The sequence below is a fragment of the Kitasatospora sp. NPDC088742 genome (genome assembly GCF_055584905.1).
On sequence record NZ_JBVJLD010000074.1, the window covers coordinates 1 to 22,022 of the forward strand.

The 22,022-nt window shown below is 70.4% G+C and carries 15 protein-coding genes and 1 tRNA gene; 4 read left to right on the forward strand and 12 right to left on the reverse strand.

Annotated features, from left to right (window positions below):
• Positions 1–91 precede the first annotated feature (91 nt).
• Positions 92–1,114, reverse strand: coding sequence for a YdcF family protein (locus ACZ6ZR_RS36065; RefSeq protein ID WP_465649835.1), 1,023 nt, complete (start codon positions 1,112–1,114; stop codon positions 92–94).
• Positions 1,115–1,301: 187 nt separating this feature from the next.
• On the opposite strand from ACZ6ZR_RS36065, the gene ACZ6ZR_RS36070 reads away from it, so the two are divergent.
• Positions 1,302–4,091: a discoidin domain-containing protein gene (locus ACZ6ZR_RS36070; protein ID WP_465649837.1), complete on the forward strand. Its 2,790-nt coding sequence runs from the start codon at positions 1,302–1,304 to the stop codon at positions 4,089–4,091.
• Positions 4,092–4,151: 60 nt separating this feature from the next.
• Here the strand turns inward: ACZ6ZR_RS36070 and ACZ6ZR_RS36075 are convergent, their stop codons facing one another.
• The 9 genes from ACZ6ZR_RS36075 to ACZ6ZR_RS36115 all read right to left on the reverse strand — a co-directional run bounded on the left by ACZ6ZR_RS36075 (position 4,152) and on the right by ACZ6ZR_RS36115 (position 16,230).
• Positions 4,152–5,165: a LacI family DNA-binding transcriptional regulator gene (locus ACZ6ZR_RS36075; RefSeq protein ID WP_465649839.1), complete on the reverse strand. Its 1,014-nt coding sequence runs from the start codon at positions 5,163–5,165 to the stop codon at positions 4,152–4,154.
• A 111-nt stretch (positions 5,166–5,276) separates the two neighbouring features.
• On the reverse strand, positions 5,277–9,374 hold the full coding sequence (locus tag ACZ6ZR_RS36080; protein WP_465649841.1) for a galactose-binding domain-containing protein: 4,098 nt from the start codon (positions 9,372–9,374) through the stop codon (positions 5,277–5,279).
• A gap of 84 nt (positions 9,375–9,458) precedes the next feature.
• Complete coding sequence (locus tag ACZ6ZR_RS36085; protein ID WP_465649843.1) at positions 9,459–11,078, reverse strand: glycoside hydrolase family 13 protein; 1,620 nt, start codon at positions 11,076–11,078, stop codon at positions 9,459–9,461.
• A gap of 41 nt (positions 11,079–11,119) precedes the next feature.
• Positions 11,120–11,977 (reverse strand): carbohydrate ABC transporter permease, encoded by an 858-nt coding sequence (locus ACZ6ZR_RS36090; RefSeq protein ID WP_465649888.1) that lies wholly within the window; start codon positions 11,975–11,977, stop codon positions 11,120–11,122.
• 39 nt (positions 11,978–12,016) lie between these two features.
• Positions 12,017–12,886 (reverse strand): carbohydrate ABC transporter permease, encoded by an 870-nt coding sequence (locus tag ACZ6ZR_RS36095; RefSeq protein WP_465649845.1) that lies wholly within the window; start codon positions 12,884–12,886, stop codon positions 12,017–12,019.
• Positions 12,883–14,271 (reverse strand): ABC transporter substrate-binding protein, encoded by a 1,389-nt coding sequence (locus ACZ6ZR_RS36100; RefSeq protein WP_465649847.1) that lies wholly within the window; start codon positions 14,269–14,271, stop codon positions 12,883–12,885. Before ACZ6ZR_RS36100 ends, ACZ6ZR_RS36095 begins: the two co-directional genes overlap by 4 nt.
• A 235-nt stretch (positions 14,272–14,506) precedes the next feature.
• Positions 14,507–14,980: a hypothetical protein gene (locus tag ACZ6ZR_RS36105; protein WP_465649849.1), complete on the reverse strand. Its 474-nt coding sequence runs from the start codon at positions 14,978–14,980 to the stop codon at positions 14,507–14,509.
• A gap of 2 nt (positions 14,981–14,982) precedes the next feature.
• Complete coding sequence (locus ACZ6ZR_RS36110; protein WP_465649851.1) at positions 14,983–15,900, reverse strand: ParA family protein; 918 nt, start codon at positions 15,898–15,900, stop codon at positions 14,983–14,985.
• A gap of 256 nt (positions 15,901–16,156) precedes the next feature.
• Positions 16,157–16,230: transfer RNA gene (locus tag ACZ6ZR_RS36115), tRNA-Thr, on the reverse strand.
• Positions 16,231–16,489: 259 nt separating this feature from the next.
• Here ACZ6ZR_RS36115 and ACZ6ZR_RS36120 point away from each other — a divergent pair.
• The 3 genes from ACZ6ZR_RS36120 (at position 16,490) to ACZ6ZR_RS36130 (ending at position 19,141) form a co-directional block, all read left to right on the forward strand.
• Entirely contained in the window at positions 16,490–17,581 is a 1,092-nt protein-coding gene (locus ACZ6ZR_RS36120) for an ABC transporter ATP-binding protein (protein ID WP_465649853.1), read from the forward strand.
• A gap of 148 nt (positions 17,582–17,729) precedes the next feature.
• The gene (locus tag ACZ6ZR_RS36125) at positions 17,730–18,167 is read left to right on the forward strand and encodes a hypothetical protein (RefSeq protein ID WP_465649855.1); all 438 of its coding nucleotides are present in this window, start codon (positions 17,730–17,732) and stop codon (positions 18,165–18,167) included.
• 227 nt (positions 18,168–18,394) lie between these two features.
• Entirely contained in the window at positions 18,395–19,141 is a 747-nt protein-coding gene (locus tag ACZ6ZR_RS36130) for a nucleotidyltransferase family protein (RefSeq protein WP_465649857.1), read from the forward strand.
• A gap of 147 nt (positions 19,142–19,288) precedes the next feature.
• Here the strand turns inward: ACZ6ZR_RS36130 and ACZ6ZR_RS36135 are convergent, their stop codons facing one another.
• Positions 19,289–20,836: a DoxX family protein gene (locus ACZ6ZR_RS36135; RefSeq protein WP_465649859.1), complete on the reverse strand. Its 1,548-nt coding sequence runs from the start codon at positions 20,834–20,836 to the stop codon at positions 19,289–19,291.
• 180 nt (positions 20,837–21,016) lie between these two features.
• Complete coding sequence (rlmB, locus tag ACZ6ZR_RS36140; protein WP_465649861.1) at positions 21,017–22,009, reverse strand: 23S rRNA (guanosine(2251)-2'-O)-methyltransferase RlmB; 993 nt, start codon at positions 22,007–22,009, stop codon at positions 21,017–21,019.
• Positions 22,010–22,022 lie beyond the last annotated feature (13 nt).

Here is a 22,022-nt window from a genome sequence, read left to right on the forward strand (position 1 = left end):
GTTCCAGCACTGCCCACTGGGCGTCCGTCAGATCTCCCCGAGCCATGGATCAAGATCATCGCATGACCTTGATCCACTTCTGAAACAGGCCCTAGCGGTAGAGCGCGTCGAGCAGGAAGGCGCCGAGTGCCATGCCGACCAGCAGCGCGCAGATGATCAGGTTGACCACCTTGTGCTCCCAGAACACCGCGACGAACTCGCGGATGGTGGCGCTCGGCAGGTAGTAGCCGGCGGTCGGGGCGCCGCGCACCTGACCGTTGACCCCGGCCCGGCGGGCCAGCATCGCCGCCCGGTAGGCGTGGAAGTTGTTGGTCACCACGACGCAGCGGTAGCCGGGCACGGCCTCGCTCATGATCTTCTGACTGAAGACCAGGTTCTCCTCGGTTGTCCGCGACCGGTCCTCCTCCCAGACCTGCTCCGGCGGGGCGCCCTGCTCGACCAGCCAGCGGGCCATCGCGGTGGACTCCGGCAGCTTCTCGTCGGTGCCCTTCCCGCCGGAGGCGAGCAGCACCGGGGCCGGACGCCCCCGCGCCACCTGGCGGTCGTGGACCGCCAGGCCGCGGCGCAGCCGGGCGGCCAGCAGTGGCGGCACCCGCTCGCCGTCGATCAGACCGGCGCCGAGCACCACCACGAAGTCGACCCCGCCGCGGGCCGGGATCCGGCCGTAGAGCCAGGCGTAGCCGAGGAACGAGAGGCAGAGGAAGGAGAGGTAGGCCGAGAGCAGCAACGCCGCGACCACGAACGCCAGGTAGGCGGAGGAGGCGTTCGGCCGTCCGGCCAGCAGGACCAGGACGACCATCCCGTAGATGGTCAGCCCGAGCAGCAGCGAGAGCACCGTGGCCGGCCGGGTGCCCTCCTTCCTGATCATGGTGACGCCGTTGAGCACCAGCGCGGCCCCGAGCACCAGCACCCCCAGCGCGGGCACCAGCAGCACCGCCGCGTAGACGATCACCGCCGGCGTGTCCGGAAGGTGCCGGGCCTGGGCGAGCAGGGCGCCGGCCAGGCTGGTCAGGGTCAGCCCGAACAGCACCGCGTTGCGGAACCGCCTCCGGTCCTGCCAGACACTGGCGCAGAACGCCAGGAAGAAGACCAGGGCCGGTAGGAAGGCGTACATGCCGCCCATCGTAGGCGGCGGCTCCTGACCACCCGTCACGCGGACCGCGGCCGGGTGCCGCAATCGACTTACTTGCGCTCGCCCTGTCGATATTTTGCGCTTTTCCATGGACTTCATGCGCCCCCGCCCCTAGTCTCTCCCTCGCTCGGCCGTCGTCCCCCACCCACGACCCAGCGAGGCCCACCACATGCAGCCACCCACCGTCCGCCGCCTGCGCGGGCCGGTCGCCGTCCTCACGGCGGCCGCGCTCTCCACCGGCGCCCTGCTCGCCGTCACCACGGCGCCCGCGCACGCGGCCGCCGTCCCCACGCTCTCCCCGCTCGACGTGCCCGGCCGGGGCGCGACCGTTCCGTTCAAGGAGCAGGAGGCCGAGTTCGCGGCCACCAACGGCACTGTGATCGGCCCGGAGCGGCGCTACGGCACGCTCCCCTCGGAGTCCTCCGGCCGGCAGGCCGTGACGCTCAACTCCCCCGGCCAGTACGTGGAGTTCACCCTCACCGCACCCGCCGACGCGATGAGCTTCCGGTACTCGCTGCCGGACACCGCCGACGGCAAGGGCCGGGACGCCTCGATCGACCTGCTGGTCAACGGCAGCAAGCTCAAGGACCTCCCGGTCACCTCCAAGTACGGCTGGTACTACGGGGGTTATCCGTTCAACAACAACCCCGGCGACACCAACCCGCACCACTTCTACGACGAGACCCGGACCATGTTCGGCTCGCTGCTGCCGGCCGGCTCCAAGGTCCGGCTCCAGGTCTCCTCCACCGCGCAGTCGCCCAGCTTCACCGTCGACCTGGCCGACTTCGAGCAGGTCGGCCCGGCCAAGTCCAAGCCCGCCGGGGCCCTGGACGTGGTGGCCGACTTCGGTGCCGACCCGAGCGGGGCCACCGACTCCACCGCCAAGTTCCAGGCCGCCGTCAACGCGGGGCAGGCACAGGGGAAGACGGTCTGGATCCCGACCGGCAGCTTCACCCTCTACGACCACGTGGTGGTGGACGGCGTCACGCTGGCCGGGGCGGGCCCCTGGTACTCCGTGCTCGGCGGGCGTGACCCGGTCAACCGCAACCGGGCGGCCGGCATCTACGGCAAGTACGTCCCGGGCGGCGGCTACGGCGGCGCGGTCCGCCCGCAGGAGGCCAACGGCCCGAGCCGCAACGTCACCCTCAAGGACTTCGCCATCATCGGCGACGTCCGCGAGCGGGTCGACGACGACCAGGTGAACGCGCTCGGCGGGGCGATGAGCAACTCCACCGTCGACAACCTGTGGCTCCAGCACACCAAGGTCGGCGCCTGGATGGACGGTCCGATGGACCGCTTCACCATCAGGAACAGCCGGATCCTCGACCAGACCGCCGACGGGGTCAACTTCCACACGGGGGTGACCAATTCGAGCGTCACCAACACCTTCGTCCGCAACACCGGCGACGACGGCCTGGCCTCCTGGCCGGAGCGGGTGCCCAACGTCGGCGACAGCTTCACCCACAACACCGTGGTGCTGCCGATCCTCGCCAACAACATCGTCACGTACGGCGGCAAGGACTTCACCATCTCGGACAACGTGATGGCCGACACCATCTCCAACGGCGGCGGCCTGCACATCGCCAACCGGTACCCCGGCGTCAGCTCCGGCAACGGCACCGCCGTGGCGGGCACCATCACCGCCGCCCGCAACACCCTGATCCGCACCGGGAACAGCGACTACAACTGGAACTTCGGCGTCGGCGCGGTCTGGTTCAGCGGCCTCAACGAGCCGATCGCGGGCGCCGCCATCGCGATCTCGGACACCGACATCCTGGACAGCTCCTACGAGGCGATCCAGACCATCGAGGGCGCCTCCAGCGGCATCAGCTTCACCAATGTCACCATCGACGGCGCCGGCACCTACGCCGTCCAGGCGCAGGCCAACTCCTCGATGCGCTTCACCGGCGTGACGGCGCGGAACATCGCGCAGGCGCCCACCCCGGTCCACAACTGCGTGGGCACCGGCTTCCAGATCACCGACGGCGGCGGCAACTCCGGCCTCACCGGCTCGACCTGCACCGGCGTGTGGCCCGACCCGAAGTTCACCTACGGCGGCCGCCCGTCCAACGGGACCAACCCGACCCCGACGCCCACGCCGACCCCCACCCCGACCCCGTCGCCGTCCCCCTCCCCCACCACCCCGCCGGCCTGCACCCCGGGCGCGACCGCGAGCAGCTCCAACCAGAACTACGGCCCCGCCAACGCGGTGGACGGCAACACCGCGACCTACTGGGAGAGCGCCAACAGCGCCTTCCCGCAGACCTTCACGCTGGACAGGTGCACCGCCTCCGCCGCCACCGGCGTCCGGCTCGCCCTGCCCTCCGGCTGGGAGTCCCGCACCGAGACGGTCGCCGTGCACGGCTCCACCGACGGCGTGAACTGGACCGAACTCGCCTCCCCGCGCGGTGTGGTGATCGCCCCTCAGGGTGAGATCACCTTCGCTTCGGCCACCGCCCGCCACCTGCGGCTGACCTTCACCGCCAACACCGCCTGGCCCGCCGCGCAGCTCTCCGAGCTGACCGTGCTGACCGGCTCGACCCCGACCACCACTCCGCCCACCACTCCCCCGCCCAGCTGCACGGCGAGCGCAACGGCCAGCAGTTCCACCCAGACGTACACGGCCGCCAACGCGATCGACGGGAACCCGGCCAGCTACTGGGAGAGCGCCAACAACGCCTTCCCACAGACCTTCACCCTCGACCGCTGCGCCACCACCGCCACCACCGGCGTGCGGCTCGCACTGCCTGCCACCTGGGGCGCCCGGAACGAGACCGTCGCCGTCCAGGGCTCCGCCGACGGCGCGAACTGGACCGAGCTGGCCGCCGCCCGGAGCGTCGCCATCGCCCCGACCGGCACCGTCAACTTCCCGTCCACCAGCGCCCGTTACCTGCGGCTGACGTTCACCGCCAACACCGCCTGGCCGGCCGCCCAGCTCGCCGAACTCACCGTCCTCTAGAACCCTGAACGACAGAGCCCCTCCGGTCGGCGGACCGGAGGGGCTCTGTCGTGCTGCGGATCAGGAACGGTCGCGCGGCGGGGCGGTGGAGCCACGGACCACCAGCTCGGGCTCGAAGAGCAGCTCGTCGTGGGTGATCTTCGCGCCGCCGATCTCGGCGACCAGCAGGTCCACCGCGGCCCGGCCCATCGCCTCGATGGGCTGGCGCACGGTGGTCAGCGGCGGGTCGGTGCAGGTCATGAAGGAGGAGTCGTCGTAGCCGATGACCGAGAGGTCGTCCGGCACCGAGAGCCCGGCCCGGCGGGCGGCCCGGACGGCGCCGAGCGCCAGCGGGTCGCTGGCGCAGATCACGCCGGTGACGCCCTGCTTGAGCAGCCGGGTGGTGGCGGCCTGGCCGCCCTCCAGGGTGAACAGCGCGCGCTCGACCTGACTGTCCGGCAGCTCCAGGCCCGCCTTCGCGGCGGCGGCCCGGGCGGCGTCCAGCTTGCGCCGCGAGGGCACGTGGTCGGCCGGGCCGAGCACCAGGCCGAGCTTGCGGTGGCCGAGCTGCTTGAGGTGGCCGATGGACTGCTCCACGGCCACCGCGTCGTCGCAGGAGACCCGGGCGAAGTCCAGGCCGTCGATGGCGGCGTTCAGCAGCACGGTGGGCAGGCTGCGCTCGGCCAGCCGGTCGTAGTGGTCGTGCGGGGCGTCGCCCTGGGCGTAGAGGCCGCCGAAGAAGACCACGCCGGAGACCTGCTGCGCGAGCAGCAGGTCCACGTAGTCGGCCTCGGAGACGCCGCCGGCGGTCTGGGTGCAGAGCACGGGGGTGAAGCCCTGGCCGGCCAGCGCGCCGCCGACCGCCTCGGCGAAGGCCGGGAAGATCGGGTTCTGCAGCTCGGGCATCACCAGGCCGACCAACCGGGCGCGCTCGCCGCGGAGTTGGGTGGGACGCTCGTAGCCGAGCACGTCGAGGGCGGTCAGCACCGCCGCCCGGGTCGCGTCCGAGACACCGGGCTTCTCGTTCAGCACCCGGCTGACGGTGGCCTCGCTGACCCCGACCTTCTGCGCCACCTGGGCAAGTCGTCGCGTCATGGTGGGAGTGTACGTCGTCCTTCGCAAGCCGTTTGCGCTTTCTTGCGCTGCTGCCCCGGGCGCGTCAGGGGCGCCCGGGGCAGCAGCAGCTCTAGGAGGGGTACGGAGGTGCTACGGGTTCACGGTGACGGTGAAGGTCGAGGTGGTGTTCTTGATGTCCTGCGCGTTGCCGCTCATCCGCAGGTTGTTGAAGACCACCGACCCGACCGCCGGGCCCTGGCCGGCCTCGGCCGACTCGTTGACCCAGATCCCGTAACCGGACTTGGCGTCGTAGGCGTCGCCGCTCTTCTTCGCCCCGGTGATCGAGATGTTGCTGAACACCGTGTCCTTGACCGGGAACTGCGGCTGGCCGCCGGAGTAGTTGGTCTGGAACATGATGCCGTGGTAGGTCGGGTCGACGATGTCCACGTCGCTCACCCGGATGCCCTGGAACACCTTCGAGGCGGAGAAGACCCAGATGCCCGGGAAGGTCTGCGAGCCCCAGAAGTGGCCGCCGGCCCGGACGATGGAGATGTTCTGCAGGTTGGTCGGGTCGGTGCCGAAGCCGTTCATCGGGTACCCGAAGTCCAGCGAGCTGATGGTGATGCCCGAGTAGACCAGGGTGTCGGCGATGTGGATGTTGCGGAAGGTGTTGGCGTAGCCGCCGTAGACCGCGACGCCGGCCGCCCGCCAGGCGAGGATCGAGGTGAGGTTCTCGAAGACGTTGTTCTTCTCGTCCGCGCCGCCCCCGTCGATCGCGGAGAACAGGGCGAAGGAGTCGTCGCCGGTGGCCCGGGCCTCGTTGTTGCTGATCAGGTTGTCCGTGGAGCCGTTGGTCATGTTGACCCCGTCCGCGAAGGTGTCGCGGATCCGGGAGTTCTTGATGACCATGTTGTCGGTGTTGGCGCCCCAGTAGAGGCAGACCATGTGCTCGACCCAGATGTTGTCGATCACCATGTTGGCCACGTTGGCGAAGTCGAAGACCTTGCCGGGGCCGTCGATCCGCGAGGTGTAGTTGCCGAAGTAGGCGAAGCCGGTGAAGGAGGAGCCGTTGGCGGTGGCCTCGGCCCGGAAGCCGACGTCGGTGTTGGACTGGGTGTCCGGGGCCCGGAAGCGGGTGAACCACGGGCCCGCGCCGACCACCTTCACGGCCTTGCCGTAGACCTGGAACTTGCTCGCGGTCTGGTAGTCACCGGCCGGCAGGTAGACGCCGACCAGGGTGCCGGTGGTGTCCATCCGGACCTTGTCCAGGGCGTTCTGCACGTCCTGGTGGGTGAAGCCGGCCGGGACGGCGTACCGCGCCGGGTCCGGGTTGGCGACCGCGGTGGCCTGCTCCAGGCTGACGAAGTCGATCGCGTACTGCGAGGTGTTCCCGGCGTCCTTCTGGAGCTTGATCCTGCTGCCCGCCGGGACGGTGGTGCCGAGCAGGACGTTGGCCTCGTCGTAGATGTGCCGCGGGCCGCCCGCGCCCGGCGAGTTGCCCGGGGCGGTCTCGCTGCCGTACAGCCAGGCGTACTTGGAGGTCAGGTCGATGGTCTTCAGGAAGGTCCCGTTGACGTAGACGCCGAGCGTGGAGTTGATGCCGTCGCCGCCCGCCGCGTCCGGGATGGAGAAGCGGGTGACCAGGGTGTTGGTGGGCGCCTTGGTGGTGAACTCCACCGACGCGCCGGTGGAGTTGAGCGTCACCGCGCGGCGGCCGCTGGCCTCGCCGGCCAGGTCGCCGACCACCCGGTTGGGCCCGACCAGCGCCGCGCCGCCGGCCAGCACGCCGTCCTCGGCCTCGTAGGTGTCGTACGGCATGTTGGCGCCGCGGCCGACGTAGAGGGACTGGGTGTCGGTGTTGTTGGCGCGCTTCACCGGGAGCTCGTTGGCGTCGTCGGCGATCACCGTCTTCACGGTGTACTTGCCGTTGCCCGCCGTCCAACTCCCCAGGCTGACCGGGGCGGCGGTGGCACCGGCCGCGATGGCGCCGGTGTAGGCGCCGGTCAGGGTCTTCACCACGGCGCCGCTGGCGTCGGCCACGGTCAGGGTGATGGCGTGGGCGCTACCGGCCGAGGCCACCGTGCCCTGGTTCTTCACCGCCACCGAGAAGTTGACGGCGTTTCCGGCCGCCGGGTTGGACGGCGACCAGCTGACCGGGGAGGCCAGCAGGTCGGAGCTGGCCACCTGACTGACCACCAGCGGGGCCGCCGCGGTGAAGACGTTGTTGGTCTCGTCCCGCTCGATCACCGCGTTGGCCTCGTCGACCTTGGCGGTGAGTTGGTAGCTCCCGGCGTTCTGCGCACCGGCGTTGACCTGCACGGTGGCGGCGGCCCCGGCGGCCAGCGCGCCCACCTGGGCGGTGCCGACCTTGGTGGAGCCGAGGTAGAGGTTGACCGAGCTGGCCGGGGCGGCCAGGTTGCCCACGTTCTGCACGGTGGCGGAGAGCGTGACGGCGTCGGTCTCCACCGGGGCGGCCGGGCTGGCCGAGGTGGCGGTGACGGTCAGGTCCGGGTTGGGCGCGGGGGTGCCGATCACCTGGAACTCGGCCACCTGGCTGCCGCCGGAGCCGGAGTTGGCGGTGAACTTGAGCTGCACCTCGGCGGCCGTGGCGGAGACCGGGATGGTGACGGTGTTCCCCGAGGGCTGGTCGAAGGCGTAACTCTTCGCCGCCACCAGCGAATTGAAGCCGCTCGCCACCTGGTCCCGGCCGAGCACCTCGATGGTCTGGCTCCGGGTGGACCAGGCCGCCGCCGGGTTGAGCTTGACCACCACGGCGCTGACCGCGGCGTTGGAGCCGAGCTGCACCGCCAGGGTGCCGGGCTGGCCGTTAGCCTCCCAGTAGGTGTTCAGGTCGTTGTCGTTGGCGTTGGCCGCGACGAAGGTGTGGATCACCGAGGAGGCCGAAATCGGCTTGCCCGCCGCCAGGTTGGTGCCACCGACGGTGCCGCTGCGCAGCACCGTGTTGCTCGCGGCCGACTGGTTTCCCGCCGCGTCCTTGGCCTTGACCGAGTAGGAGACGGTCTCGGAGTCGGGGCGGCTGTCGGTGTAGGTCAGCTGGCCGCCCGCCACGCTGGTGAGCAGCATGCCGTTGGCGTACACGTCGTAGCCGGTCACTCCGACGTTGTCCGTTGCCGCGCCCCAGCTCAACTTCACCTGGCCGGAGGCCGGTTGGGTGTACGACAGGGTGCCCGGCGCGGACGGGGCCTGGGTGTCGCCGGTGGTCGGTCCGTAGACCTCCAGCTCGGAGAGCTGGGCGGCGGGCCAGGCGGTGTTGGCGGTGACGTTGATCCGCAGGTACCGGACGGTGGTGGTGCCGAGGTCCACCGTCACCGCGTTGCCGTTGGCCGGGTCGAACACCCGGGCGGCCGAGGCGGAGAGGTCGGTGAAGGTGGTGCCGTTGGTGCTGCCCTGGACCGAGAGCGTCTGGGTGCGGCTCTCCCAGCCGGCCGGGAGCTTCAGTACAGCCCGGTTGACCGCGACGGCCGAGCCCAGGTCGACCTGCACCCACTGCGGGAGGGCGTTGTTGCCGCTCTCCCAGTAGCTGGCCTGGCTGCCGTCGCCCGCGTTGGCCGCCACGTAGGACTGGCTCACGCTGCTGGAGGAGAAGGTCCGGCCGAGGGCCAGGTTGGCGCTGGTGGTGGTCGAGCCGTGCACCTCCAGCTCGGAGATCTGGGCGGCCGGCCACCCGGTGTTGGCCGAAACCGCCAGCCGGACGTACCGGGTGACGGAGGCCGGGAAGGTGATCCGGACGGTGTTGGCCGTCCCCGGGTCGAAGCTGTAGACCGCCGAGGTGGCCAGGGTGGTGAAGGAGGTGCCGTCGGCACTGCCCTGCACCGCCAGCGTCTCGGTGCGGCTCCCCCAGCCCGCCGGGAGCTTGAGCACCACCTCGTCGATCGAGGTGGAGCTGCCGAGGTCGACCTGTACCCACTGCGGCAGCGCACCGTTGGCGCTCTCCCAGTAGGTGGACTGGTTGCCGTCGTTGATGTTGGTGGCGGTCTGGCCGCCGGTGGTGCTGGAGGCGGAGACCGCCTTCCCGGCGGCGAGGTTCGGCCCGCCGGCGGCTACGGCGGTACCGGTGGGGAGCAGCGGGCCGGCCAGGGCCAGCAGGCTGAGCGTGGCCGCGGTGGCCACCAGCCGGGGGATGGGAGCTCGGGTTCTCACGGGGGTCCTCTGTCTCTGACGACGGGGTGGGGGTGAGGAGTTGAGGGAACCTTGCGCGTACGGTGGCGACCGGGCCGAGACGGCCATCCGGGCCTCCGGTGAGGAGCGGCGGGCGGAGCGGCACCCGGCCCGATGGCGGGCCGGGCGGAGGGTGTCCGCGCCACGGATGAGTCAGGCGACGCGCAGCCAGACCGCGGTGTCGGTGGGGAGCAGGGCGGGCCCGGCGAGCGGGCCGCTGGCCAGCAGCAGGGTGCGGTGTTCGGGGAACGGGGCCGGTTCGGCCCCGAGGTTGACCAGGCAGAGCAGGTCGCCGCGGCGGAAGGCGAGCACCTCGTCGGCCGAGGGCAGCCATTCGAACTTGTCGCCGTGCAGGGCGGCTTCGGTGCGGCGCAGCCGGAGCGCCTCGCGGTAGAGGGTCAGCATCGAGTCAGGGTCGGCCGACTGGGCCGCCACGGTGAGCGGGGCCCAGTCGGCCGGCTGCGGGAGCCAGGCCTCGGCCGTCGAATCCTGGCTGAACCCGTACGGGGGTCGGTCGCCCGACCACGGGAGCGGCACCCGGCAGCCGTCACGGCCGGGATCGGTGCCGCCGGAGCGGAAGTGCATCGGGTCCTGGAGCCGGCCCGGCGGGAGGTCCTCGACCTCGGGCAGGCCCAACTCCTCGCCCTGGTACAGGTAGACCGCACCGGGCAGGGCCAGCGAGAGCAGCGCGGCGGCCCGGGCCCGGCGCAGGCCGAGCGCCAGGTCGGTGGGGGTGCCCCAGCGCTTGGCGGCGAAGTCGAAGCGGGTGTCCCGGCGGCCGTAGCGGGTCACCGTGCGGGTCACGTCGTGGTTGCAGAGCACCCAGGTGGCCGGGGCACCGACCGGGGCGTGCAGCGCGAGGGTGGAGTCGATCGACTCGCGCAGCGCCGCCGCATCCCAAGGGCGGGCCAGGAAGTCGAAGTTGAAGGCGGTGTGCAGTTCGTCCGGGCGCAGGTAGCGGGCGAACCGTTCGGCGTCCGGCAGCCAGACCTCGCCGACCAGGATCCGGGTGCCGGGGTATTCGTCGGCGATGGCCCGCCAGGAGCGATAGATCTCGTGCAGCTCCTCGCGGTCGGTGTAGGGGTGCGGGTCGGTGCCCTTGACGAAATCGGGCAGCGCCGGGTCCTTGGCCGGCAGGGCGGCCGAGTCGATCCGCACCCCGGCCGCGCCCCGGTCGAACCAGAACCGGAGGATCTCCTCGTGCTCCGAACGGACCAGCGGATGGGACCAGTTGAGGTCGGGCTGCTGGGTGGCGAACAGGTGCAGGTACCAGCTGCCGTCCTCGACCCTGGTCCACGGGCAGCCGCCGAACTCCGAGACCCAGTCGTTGGGCGGGATCTCCCCCCGCTCACCCCGCCCCTCCTTGAAGTGGAACAGCTCCCGCTCCGGACCGCCCGGCCCGGCCGCCAACGCGGCCTGGAACCACGGGTGTTGGTCCGAGACGTGGTTGGGCACCACGTCGACGACCGTCCTGATCCCGAGCTCCAGCGCCTCGGCGATCAGCAGCTCGGCCTCCTCCAGGGTGCCGAACAGCGGGTCCACGCCGCGGTAGTCGGCCACGTCGTAGCCGCCGTCCGCCATCGGCGAGGGGTACCAGGGGTTGAACCAGACGGCGTCCACGCCGAGTTCGGCCAGGTAGGGCAGCCGGGAGCGGACGCCGGCCAGGTCTCCCGTGCCGTCGCCGTTCCCGTCGGCGAAGCTGCGCGGGTACACCTGGTAGATGGCCGCGTCGCGCCACCAGTCGGAGCGGTCGGGCGGGGATTGCTGTCCCACGGTCTGGGTGTCCTTTCGGGATCGGCGCCCGGGCCCCGGCCTCAGCCTTTGAGCCCACCCGAGGTGAGCCCGGACATGATGTTGCGTTGGAAGAGCAGGAAGAAGGCGATGGTCGGCAGCGAGGCGATCGCCAGCGCGGCGATGATGACGTTCTGCGGCACCCCCATGGCCAGCGACTTGATGCCGATGTTCAGCGTCTGGTTGGCCGGGTCCGGCTGGACCAGCATCGGCCAGAGGAAGTCCTTCCAGACGTTCACCACCGCGAAGATCGAGACCACCCCGAGGATCGGCCGCGACATCGGCAGCACGATCGAGGCCAGGGTCCGCAGCGGGCCGGCCCCGTCGATCGCGGCGGCCGCCATCAGGTCGGCCGGGATGGAGTCGAAGAAGCGCTTGAGCAGGAAGATGTTGAAGGCGTTGGCCACCGTGGGCAGCCAGATCGCCCACGGCGTGTTCACCAGGTTGAGGTGGAGCACCGGCAGGTCCAGCACCGTCAGGTACTGCGGGACGATCAGGACCGCCGCCGGGATCATCAGGGTGGCCAGCATCATGCCGAGGATGACGTTCCCCAGCACCGGCCGGAGCTTGGAGAGCGCGTAGGCCGCCGCCACGTCGAACACCAGCTGGAAGGCGAGCGCCCCCAGCGCGTAGTACAGCGTGTTGAACAGCAGCCTGCCGAGCCGGAGTTGGCTCCAGGCGGTGGCGTACGTCTCCGGGTGCAGCCGGCTCGGGAAGAGCGTCGGCGGGCTCGAGACCACCTCGGCGGTGGACTTCAGCCCGCCGGTCACCAGCCAGTACAACGGGCCCAGGAACACCAGTGTGAAGCCGATGACGGTGACCGCCAGGACCACCCGGTAGAGCCACCTGCCGAGCGGACGGTTGAGTTGGGTCTGGGACATCAGCGTCCGGGTCTGCGGCTCTGCCACCGGGCTTCCCTTCTAATCGGCCTTGCGGGAGAGGCGCGCGTAGAGCACGGAGAAACCTGCCAGCACCAGCAGCATGATCAGTCCGAGCGCGGAGGCGGCACCGTAGTTGTTGAAGTTGAAGGCGTACTGGTAGACGAGGAAGACCACGGTGGTGGTCGACCCCTGCGGCCCGTTGCCCCCGGTCAGCAGGAAGGGCTCCACGAACACCTGCATGGTGGCCACGACCTGGAGCAGCAGCAGGAGCGAGAGGATCAGCCGGGTCTGCGGGATCGTCACGTGCCAGATCCGCCGCCACAGGCCGGCCCCGTCCAGCTCGGCCGCCTCGTACAGCTCGCCCGGGATGCCCTGGAGCGCCGCCAGGTAGATCAGCGTCGCGCCGCCCATGTTCATCCAGGTGGCCGCGAGCACCACCGAGATCATCGCCGTGTCCGGCGAGTTGAGCCAGGCCGAGGTCGGCAGGTGGAGCGCCTTCAGGATGCTGTTGAACAGACCGAAGTCCGGATCGTAGAAGTACTTGAAGAGCAGCACCGAGGCGACCGGCGGCATCATCACCGGCAGGTACACCAGGATGCGCAAGTAGGCCTTGGCGTGCCGGAGTTCGTTGAGCAGCACCGCCACCAGGAACGGCACCGCGAAGCCCAGCACCAGCGCCAGCAGGGTGAACAGGAGCGTGTTGCGCCAGGCCTGCCAGAACGCCGGGTCCTGGAGCAGCTGATCGACGTTGGCCCACCCGACCCAGGTGGTCCGGCCCCGCTTGGTGCGCTGGAAGCTCATCACGACTTCCCGCACCATCGGGTACCAGGTGAAGAAGCCGAAGCAGAGCAGCGCACCGATCAGGAAGCCGTGCGCGGTCAGCTGCTCCCGGACCCGACGCACCGTCACTGCAGGCTCGCCAGGACCTGGTTGACCTGCGCCTCGGCCTCGCCCAGCAGCTTGGCCACGTCGGCGTTCCTGTCGGTCAGGACGGCCGAGACCGGGTTGTCCAGCACCTTGTAGATCTGCTGGGCGTTGGCCGGTTCGGTCTTGCCCGGCACAGGTGCGGCCAGGTACGGCGCGTAGTTGGCGACCGGCACGGTGGCGCTGGCGGCCTTGGCCTTGTTGTCGCCCTCCAGGCTGGCGCCGGTGAAGAAGGACGGCTGCGGCAGGCCGACCGGCAGACCGTCCGCCTTGGTCCTGGCGTAGTCGAACTGGCCCTTGCCCAGAGTGAGGAACTTGAAGTTGATCCAGGCGATGCCCGCCTTGATCTGCTCCGGGGTGGAGCCCTTCTTGAACATGTAGTCGTTGCCGCCCAGCAGCGCCGCCTTGCCGCCGGGCATCGGGCCCATGCCGTAGTCCTCGTAGTTCCCCTTGAGGGTCTGCACCATGTAGGTGACGTCGTCCGGCGCCCCGACGTACATGCCGAGCTTGTCGGTCGACATCTGGGTCATCAGGTCCGGCCACTTGAGGCTCTGCGCGGCGCCCATGCTGTTGTCGGTCCACCGCATGTCGTACAGGTTCTGCAGGACCTGCCTGCCCTCGGGGGTGTTGAACGCGGCCTTCTTGCCGTCCGCGCCCACCATCGACCCGCCGAGGCCGTACAGCTCCGCGGTGAAGTGCCACCCGCCCTGGTTGGTCGCGCTGTAGTCGCCGTAGCCGTTCACCCCGTTGCCCAGGGCGGCGATCTTCTTCGCCGCTTCCCGGATCCCCGCCCAGGTGGTCGGCGGCTTGTCCGGGTCCAGGCCCGCCTGCTTGAACAGCTTGCGGTTGTAGAGCAGGCCCATCTTGTAGTTGGAGGTCGGCAGGCCGTAGAGCTTGCCACCGTCCTTGAGGGTGGCCAGCACCGAGGGGTCGATGTCCTTGAGCGCCGGGACGGTCTGCTCGTTGACGTACGCGCTGATGTCCTCCGCCGCGCCCTCGTCCAGCACCTGCTGGAGATCGGTGAAGTAGGTGTAGAAGACGTCGGTCTGGGTCTTGCCCTTGAGCTGGGCGGTGAACGGGGCCGGCTCCTCGCAGGGCGAGGCGTCCTTGCTCTTGATCGTCACGTTCGGGTACAGCTTCCCGAACGCCGCGACGTCCTCCTCCCACTGCTTGCGCTCCGCCGCCTTGGTCACCGGCGGCTGGCAGTCCACGCTGATCGTCACCTTCGCCGACGCGTCCAGCGTGGCGCCCCCGGTCGCATTGCTATCCCCGCTTCCACCCCCTGAACTCCCGCAGGCGGCAAGGGACATGGCCATCCCTGCGGCCAACGCGACAACGACGGATCTGTGGGCGATCCCAGCTCTGCTCATGACGGAGGAACCCTTCTACGGGCACGGGTGGGTGGGGCGCCCCGGCCCTCGCCGGCGGCACGCTCATGTAACCACCGCCCGACAGATGACCACAAGATGTCGACAGGATTTCGCAAAAACACGACAGCTTCTGGTGTCCTCATCTGGCTCCAGTGCCCCTGGAGCCCACACAGCAGAAGGCCGGCCTCTCGGGCATCCCGAGAGGCCGGCCTTCCGTACCGGTTCAACCCTTCGGCTACTCGGCGGCCGCCTCCTCCGTGCCGATGCCACTGCGGCCCTCCGGAGACACCGTCGCCTTCGAAGCCTGCTTGAGCGGACTCCCACCCCGAATGGCCTGCGACCGGGTCCGGAAGCCAATGGTCGCGTCCACGATCCGGTCCTTCAGCCGCTCGACGGTGTCGGACTTCGGAACGTAGATGTCCAGCTGTGCCGCCAGGCCGCGCAGCGACTCCCTCGTCAGCTTCAGTTGCTCCAGATGGGCGAGCCCCTCCTCCCGAGACTCCATCCCCTCCAGGCTCACCCGGATCTCCCGCACATCGAAGCTCTCCAATGCGGGCGCCCTTCGGGCACCGGAGCGCTTCGGGTGCTCCTCGTAGACCAGGCGTCCGGTGCCGTCCACCAGACTGTCGACCTGCTCCGCGGTGAGACGCCTCAGCAACGCCGACACCTGCTTCAGGACCTCATCCGACTTGGCGATCGGATCAGTCATCTTCAGATCCCCAGCTTCTCTTCGATCTCATTGACGAGCTGTTCGATCTCCCCGACGACCTGCTTGGCACCGGTCGATCCGTCGAGCACGACCGGCACTCCCGACCTGGGCGCATCCGCGAAGAGCGACTTGTTCTCCCGCAACATCTTCGAGAAGACCGGCACACCGAGCGCCCGGGTCTGCCCGATGAACGGACGAAGCGCCTGGATCGGCTCTTTCGAGTACATCTGCATCATGGTGAAGACGACGCCCAGGATCTGCGGATCGATCCGCTCCGTCTCCCCGCCCCCGTCTGCGATGGAGGCGAACTCGTTGTAGTCCTGAACCAGTTCTCGCAAGCTCCGCATCAGGTAGTCGATCCCGAGGGTGGAGAGGTAGTCGGCCTTGGCGGGGATCAGGATGTGGTCGCTGGCCACGATCGCCGTCTTCGTGACCACGTTGAAGTTGGGCGGACAGTCGATGAGGATGACGTCGTACTCCTTGAACTTCGGTTCGGACAACCCCTCGGAGAGCCGTCGGTGGACCCGGAGGTAGTTCAACTTGCTCTGCTTGAGGCTCGCCCCTCCCAGCTCGGTGGCCAACTCGAGGTCGACGTTGATCAGCCCGAGGTGCGACGCGATCAGATCGATGCTCCCGGCACCTATGCGCCGATTCGCCGCCTCCGGGGAGATGATCAAGGAGGAGAGGTTGGGGGCACTGCCCAGAGCGAGCGAGTCGTACCACTGCTTGATCGTCCTGCTGTCGGACAGATGCTCCTGCCAGTACTCCGGCCGCATCAGCGAAAAGGTGAGGCTCGCCTGCGGGTCAAGGTCGATGAGCAAGACCTTCTTGTCCCGAAACGCCAGCTCGGCACCGACATTGGCGGTGAGCGTGGTCTTTCCCACCCCGCCCTTGTAGTTGATCACCGAAACGACCTGCATGTGCCCTCCCCGGACGTCCGACCGCTGGCACTGCCCCTGCAGGGCCACGAACGGTCGAACGAGCCATTCTGCTCGCCCCGGTCCGGCCTCCGCTGGGATTCCACGAACAGCAACCTGCGCGCCCGGGGCAGACTGAAGTCGGCTGGGGGGAGGGGATTGACGGACGTCCAAAGCCCCTCAATGGCGAAGGGCCAGCCGTCCGGGATCACCCCGGTGAACTGGCCCTCAGTGCGTCCCGTAGACGCTGCAAGCACGGAGCCCCCTGTCGGGTTCGAACCGACGACCCCCGCTTTACAAGAGCGGTGCTCTGGCCAACTGAGCTAAGGAGGCACGGTGACCGTCCGCGGCGTGGCCTCGGCGGTACCAGTGGGCAGTGTACCGGTCAGGTGTGGGGCTCGTGATCGGATTGATGCCGGATTCGGGAGGCGGAGGGGGCTGACAATAGGACGATCGGGCGGGTAGCGTCGCCAGGAAGCCGCACGGAGGCAGGTGGTCCAGACCACCGAGGCCCCACCGGGCGGCGGACCCACAATCCAACCCTTTACTCGGATCGTCCGGCACGTTCCTGCCGGTGAAGGAGCGCAGAAGCATGGCTTCGGTCACGTACGACAAGGCCACCCGTGTCTACCCGGGTGCCACCAAGCCGTCGGTCGACGGTCTGGACCTGCACATCGAGGACGGCGAGTTCCTCGTCCTGGTCGGCCCCTCCGGCTGTGGCAAGTCCACCAGCCTCCGGATGCTCGCGGGCCTGGAGGACGTCAACGGCGGTGCGATCCGCATCGGCGACCGCGACGTCACCCACCTGCCGCCGAAGGACCGGGACATCGCGATGGTGTTCCAGAACTACGCGCTCTACCCGCACATGACCGTCGCGGACAACATGGGCTTCGCGCTCAAGATCGCCGGCGTCAACAAGAGCGAGATCCGCACCAAGGTCGAAGAGGCCGCGAAGATCCTCGACCTGACCGACTACCTGGACCGCAAGCCGAAGGCGCTCTCCGGCGGCCAGCGCCAGCGCGTCGCGATGGGCCGCGCGATCGTCCGCGAGCCGCAGGTCTTCCTGATGGACGAGCCGCTGTCGAACCTCGACGCCAAGCTCCGCGTCTCGACCCGCACCCAGATCGCCTCGCTCCAGCGCCGCCTGGGCATCACCACCGTCTACGTGACGCACGACCAGGTCGAGGCCATGACCATGGGCGACCGCGTCGCGGTGCTCAAGGACGGTCTGCTCCAGCAGGTCGACAGCCCGCGCAACATGTACGACCGCCCGGCCAACCTCTTCGTGGCCGGCTTCATCGGCTCGCCCGCGATGAACCTGGTCGACGTCCCGCTGGTCGACGGCGGCGTGAAGTTCGGCGGCTCGATCGTCAACATCTCGCGTGACGACCTGGCCGGCGCCGGCACCGACAAGAGCGTCACCGTCGGCATCCGCCCGGAGCACTTCGAGATCGTCCCGGCGGGCGGCATCGAGGGCGTCGCGGTCACCGTCAACGTGGTCGAGGAGCTCGGCGCGGACGGCTTCGTCTACGGCACCACCAAGATCGGTGGCGACGACAAGGACATCGTCGTGCGCGTGCACGGCCGTCAGATCCCGCAGAAGGGCGAGACCATCCACGTGGTCCCGACCGGTGGCGAGACCCACGTCTTCAACACCACCACGGGTGCCCGCCTGAGCGCCTGATCTCCTGACGAATAGTCATACGAAGGCCCCCGTCCGAGCGGACGGGGGCCTTCGGCGTCAACCCGTGCGAGGGACGAAACCGGACACGCGTCACTCATTGGTGTAACGGAGAGCCACCATGCCCCGACACGCCGCTACGCTCTCGTGCGTGAAGCAACTCGTGCGCCGCATCGGCCAGACCGTTGCCCTGACCCTGCCCGTGATCCTGGTGACCACCGGCACGCTCGCCGTCACGCGCGTCCCCTGGGCGCCGCCCACCGGCCTCGACCAGCAGGTGGTCGCGGCCTCCAGCGGCGACGGCACCATCGGGCGCAGCGCGACCGCCGCGAACACCGACGGGCTCTCCCCCAAGGAAGCCCTCCGCTCCGACCTGATGACGGAGCTGCGCAACCACAACCCGGGCACCGCGCTCGACCTGCTGGAGCGCTCCATGCGGGAGAAGCCCGCGCTCACCCCGTACTGCACCGAGCTGGCCGCCGACCTCGGCCGGGCCGCCGTGCGCAAGTACCAGGGCGACGCGCAGCGGGCCCGCACCTTCGCCCGGCCGGTCTGCGACGGCTCCTTCGCCACCGGAGTGGTGGGCTAGTGCCGTGCCCGGCAAGGTTTGCCCCGTCGCGTCGTTCGGTGCGTGCCATCGGCGTGCCGGGCGAAGGCCCGTCGTAGCGGAGCTACCCGGGCCTTCGCCCGGTGCGGCGAGAGTGCGTGCCGGGCGGCGTGACGGGGCAAACCTTGCCGGGCACGGCACTAGAACCCCCCGTCCCCTTACGGGCGGGAGAGGGCGTCATCTGCCGTGCCTGGGCCTATCGTTCAGGCATGACAGCTGATTCCACCTCTCCCGCCCCGCACTCGCCCGCCGTGACGCAGGCCGTCATCCTGGCGGGCGGCCAGGGCTCCCGGCTCCGCCCCTACACCGACGACCGGCCCAAGCCGCTGGTCGAGATCCCGGGCACCGGCACCCCCATCGTCGGCCACCAGCTCGCCTGGCTCGCCGCCGAGGGGGTCACCGACGTGGTGATCTCCTGCGGCCACCTGGCCGAGGTCCTCCAGGACTGGCTCGACCGGACCGAACTCCCGGTCAACGTCAGCACGGTGGTGGAGACCGAGCCGCTCGGCCGCGGCGGCGGACTCAAGTACGCCGCGAAGGCCCTGCCGCGCCCGGACCAGCCCTGGTACGCCACCAACGGCGACATCTGGACCAGGTTCAGCCTGCGCGAGATGGCCGCCTTCCACCACGAGCGGGACGCCGTCGCGACGCTCGCGCTGGCCCGGCCGCGGATCCCCTGGGGCGCGGTGGAGACCGACCAGTTCGGCAACGTGCTGGACTTCATCGAGTCGCCGCCCTCGCCGTTCCTGATCAACGCCGGCCTGTACGTCTTCGCGCCCGGCTTCCAGGACCTGCTGCCGGACGTCGGCGACCACGAGCGGACCACGTTCCCGCAGTTGGCGCGCGGCAAGCGGCTGGCGGGGTACCAGCTGCCGCAGGGGTGCTACTGGCGGGCGATCGACACCGCGAAGGACCTGACGGAGGCGGCCAAGGAGCTTGCGGCGGCGTCCAACTGAGGTTCCGTCAGAGCACGGAAGCGGGGCGCGGGGAACTGACACCGGTGCGGCCTCCCACCTGGGTGGTGGGTTGGTCGCGCCCACGCGGCGGAGCCGCAAATGTCAGAGCCTCGCGCCCCTGTGGCGCTGCCTGTCGCGCGTTCTGCTCTAGGCCTCCACGTGCTGCTTGGCCGGGCCGGGGGCCATGCCGAGGAGGGGGGCGCCGAGGACTCCGCCGAGGATGCCGCCGCCCGTGGGGCTGGGCTTGGGGGCGGTGCCGGTGGAGGAACCGCCGGTGGTGGCGCCGCGGGTGGTGGCTCCGGCCGGGGTGCCGCCGCCGGTGGCGGCCTTGGTCGGGGACGGGGCCTGGGCGGCCGGGGCCGACGGGTGGGCCTGCTCGGACTTGCCGGTGGAGGGCTTGGGCTTGGGGCTGCCGCTCTTGTTGGCCGACGGGGCGGACGAGGACGGGGCGGTGGGCTTGGCGGACGGCGGCGGAGCCACCGGCATCGGGGCGTTGGAAGCGCCGTTGCCCGGCCACATCGGCGAGCCGAAGTCCGTCGGCGGCTTGGCCGGCGTCGGGCCGGGCCGTCCGCTGGTGCGGACCGCGGCGCCGAGCATCGAGCCGACCAGCAGGGTCAGCCCGACCACCACGGCCGTCACCACGCCGCCACGCCGCCAGATCCGGCGCCGGAGCGCGGCCGGGGCGGCGGTGCCGTAGCGGCGCCAGGCGTCCAGCGCGATCCGGCCGTCCAGCGAGCCGAACGGCGCGCCGGCGATCAGCAGCGGGCTCCACGCCACCAGGAAGATCAAGTCGGGGGTGTCGTAGACCGGCACCGCCCGCCAGCTCACGGTGAACAGGAGCGCGGCGGAGAGCAGCATCGCGGAACCGGCCGCGACCCGCTGCCAGAGGCCGAGCAGCGAGAGCACGCCGACCACGACCTGGGTGAACGCGACCGCCAGACCCGCCCCGACCGGGTGGGCCATGGCGAAGTCCAGCAGCGGCTGGGCCACGCCCCACGGGTGCAGGGAGGAGAGCCAGCGCATCATCGAGCCGCGGTCGCCGCCGTCGAAGTACACCGGGTCGCAGAGCTTGCTGAACCCGGCGTAGACCGAGAGCGAGCCCAGCACGATGCGCAGCGGCAGCAGCACCAGGCCCAGGTCGACCTTCCGACCGGGGTACCGCGCGTGCCTGGAGTCCGCGCCGACCGCCGAGACCTCGGGCAGCTCGCCCGCCGGGGCCCAGTCCTGCCGAGGCCGGACGGCCGCCGGAGCGGGCGGGGCGCCGCGGTAGGTCTCCAGCTGCTCGGTGTCGTCCTCCCCGACCGGGCGGGCCGGGGCCGGCACGGTGTTGAGGCGGACGGCCTCCAGCAGCTGGGTCGCCGCCTGGTCACCGGGGGCCGCCTGGCCGGTCCAGGTGACGGCGGTGACCCGGCCCTTGCGCCGGGTGGCCGCGACGGAGCCGGCCAACGACGGCACCTGGGCACCGGCCACCACGACCTGCGGGGTGACCATGGGCCGGGAGGCGAAGCCCGGGGGCAGTCCGCCGTTGGACGTCCCGTACGGGTCGCCGAAGGCGGCGCCGGGCAGGCCGTCGATCAGCGGGGCCACCGGGGCGGCGAGCCTGACCCGGAAGCTGACCTGGGTACTGCTGAGCCTGGCCGGGTCGGACGGCACCTTGACCGTGTTGAGGCCGGGTTCGGCATCTATTCCCGCCATGCCGCCCGGGGCAGGGCGCCGAGGTGTTCTGGTGTCCACACCCGTCTAACCGGGTGACGGCCGGTTAGGACACTCTCCCGGGTGGATTCCTGACGGCAATTGAAGTGATCATGAGTAAACCGATCGGGCCTGGTCAGGCCCGATCGGTTTCCCGTTCCAAACGTACGACCAACCCGTCGGCTACTGCTTGGCACGCATCCGGGCGGCCTCGTAGAGCACGATGCCCGCCGCGACACCGGCGTTCAGCGACTCGGTCAGACCGGACATCGGGATCTTGACCCGGATGTCGCAGGTCTCCGAGACCAGCCGGGACAGGCCCTTGCCCTCGCTGCCCGCGACGATCACGACCGGGCCGGTGAGCGCCTCCAGGTCACCGAGCTCGGCCTCGCCGTCGGCGGCCAGGCCGACCACCAGGAGACCGGCCTTCTGGTACGCCTCCAGCGCGCGGGTCATGTTGGTGGCGCGCGCCACGGGCAGGCGCGCGGCCGCGCCCGAAGAGGTCTTCCAGGCGCCGGCCGTCATCCCGGCGGCGCGCCGCTCGGGGATCACCACGCCGTGCGCCCCGAAGGCGGCGGCCGAACGGACCACGGCGCCGAGGTTGCGCGAGTCGGTGACGCCGTCCAGCGCGATCACCAGCGCGTCCTCGCCGTTCTCGGCGGCGTCGGCCAGCAGGTCGTCCGGGTGCGCGTACTCGTACGGCGGCACCTGGAGCACCAGGCCCTGGTGGTTCATCCCGCCGGTCATCTGGTCCAGCTGCGGGCGCGGCGCCTCCATCAGCGGGACGCCCCGCTCGTTGGCGGCCTGCAGGGCCTCGCGCACCCGGTCGTCGGAGTCGAGGAACTGCTGGACGTAGAGCGCGTTGGCCGGCACGCCGCCCTGCAGCGCCTCGACCACCGAGTTCCGGCCGAACACCAGCTCGGCGGAGCCGGCGCCACCGCGGCCACCGCGGCCGCCACCGCCGGCGCGGCGCATGCCGGCCCGCGACTTGGCGTCCATCTCGCGCTTGACGGCGGCGTTGGCCTGCCGCTGCTTGACGTGCCCCTTGCGGGCCGAGGCCGGCGGGGTCGGGCCCTTGCCCTGCAGCGCCTTCCGGCTGTGCCCGCCGGTGCCGACACTCGCGCCCTTCTTCGATCCGGGGTTGCGTCGGTTCCTGCGAGCGCTGTTGCCGGCCATGGCTGTACTTCCC

Bases quoted from the DNA above. Each gene is read 5' to 3' on its own strand.
- ACZ6ZR_RS36065 (WP_465649835.1), bottom strand. From the start codon at position 1,114: ATGTACGCCTTCCTACCGGCCCTGGTCTTCTTCCTGGCGTTCTGCGCC.
- ACZ6ZR_RS36070 (WP_465649837.1), top strand. From the start codon at position 1,302: ATGCAGCCACCCACCGTCCGCCGCCTGCGCGGGCCGGTCGCCGTCCTC.
- ACZ6ZR_RS36075 (WP_465649839.1), bottom strand. From the start codon at position 5,165: ATGACGCGACGACTTGCCCAGGTGGCGCAGAAGGTCGGGGTCAGCGAG.
- ACZ6ZR_RS36080 (WP_465649841.1), bottom strand. From the start codon at position 9,374: ATGGCCGTCTCGGCCCGGTCGCCACCGTACGCGCAAGGTTCCCTCAAC.
- ACZ6ZR_RS36090 (WP_465649888.1), bottom strand. From the start codon at position 11,977: ATGTCCCAGACCCAACTCAACCGTCCGCTCGGCAGGTGGCTCTACCGG.
- ACZ6ZR_RS36100 (WP_465649847.1), bottom strand. From the start codon at position 14,271: ATGAGCAGAGCTGGGATCGCCCACAGATCCGTCGTTGTCGCGTTGGCC.
- ACZ6ZR_RS36105 (WP_465649849.1), bottom strand. From the start codon at position 14,980: ATGACTGATCCGATCGCCAAGTCGGATGAGGTCCTGAAGCAGGTGTCG.
- ACZ6ZR_RS36110 (WP_465649851.1), bottom strand. From the start codon at position 15,900: ATGCAGGTCGTTTCGGTGATCAACTACAAGGGCGGGGTGGGAAAGACC.
- ACZ6ZR_RS36120 (WP_465649853.1), top strand. From the start codon at position 16,490: ATGGCTTCGGTCACGTACGACAAGGCCACCCGTGTCTACCCGGGTGCC.
- ACZ6ZR_RS36130 (WP_465649857.1), top strand. From the start codon at position 18,395: ATGACAGCTGATTCCACCTCTCCCGCCCCGCACTCGCCCGCCGTGACG.
- ACZ6ZR_RS36135 (WP_465649859.1), bottom strand. From the start codon at position 20,836: ATGGCGGGAATAGATGCCGAACCCGGCCTCAACACGGTCAAGGTGCCG.
- rlmB (WP_465649861.1), bottom strand. From the start codon at position 22,009: ATGGCCGGCAACAGCGCTCGCAGGAACCGACGCAACCCCGGATCGAAG.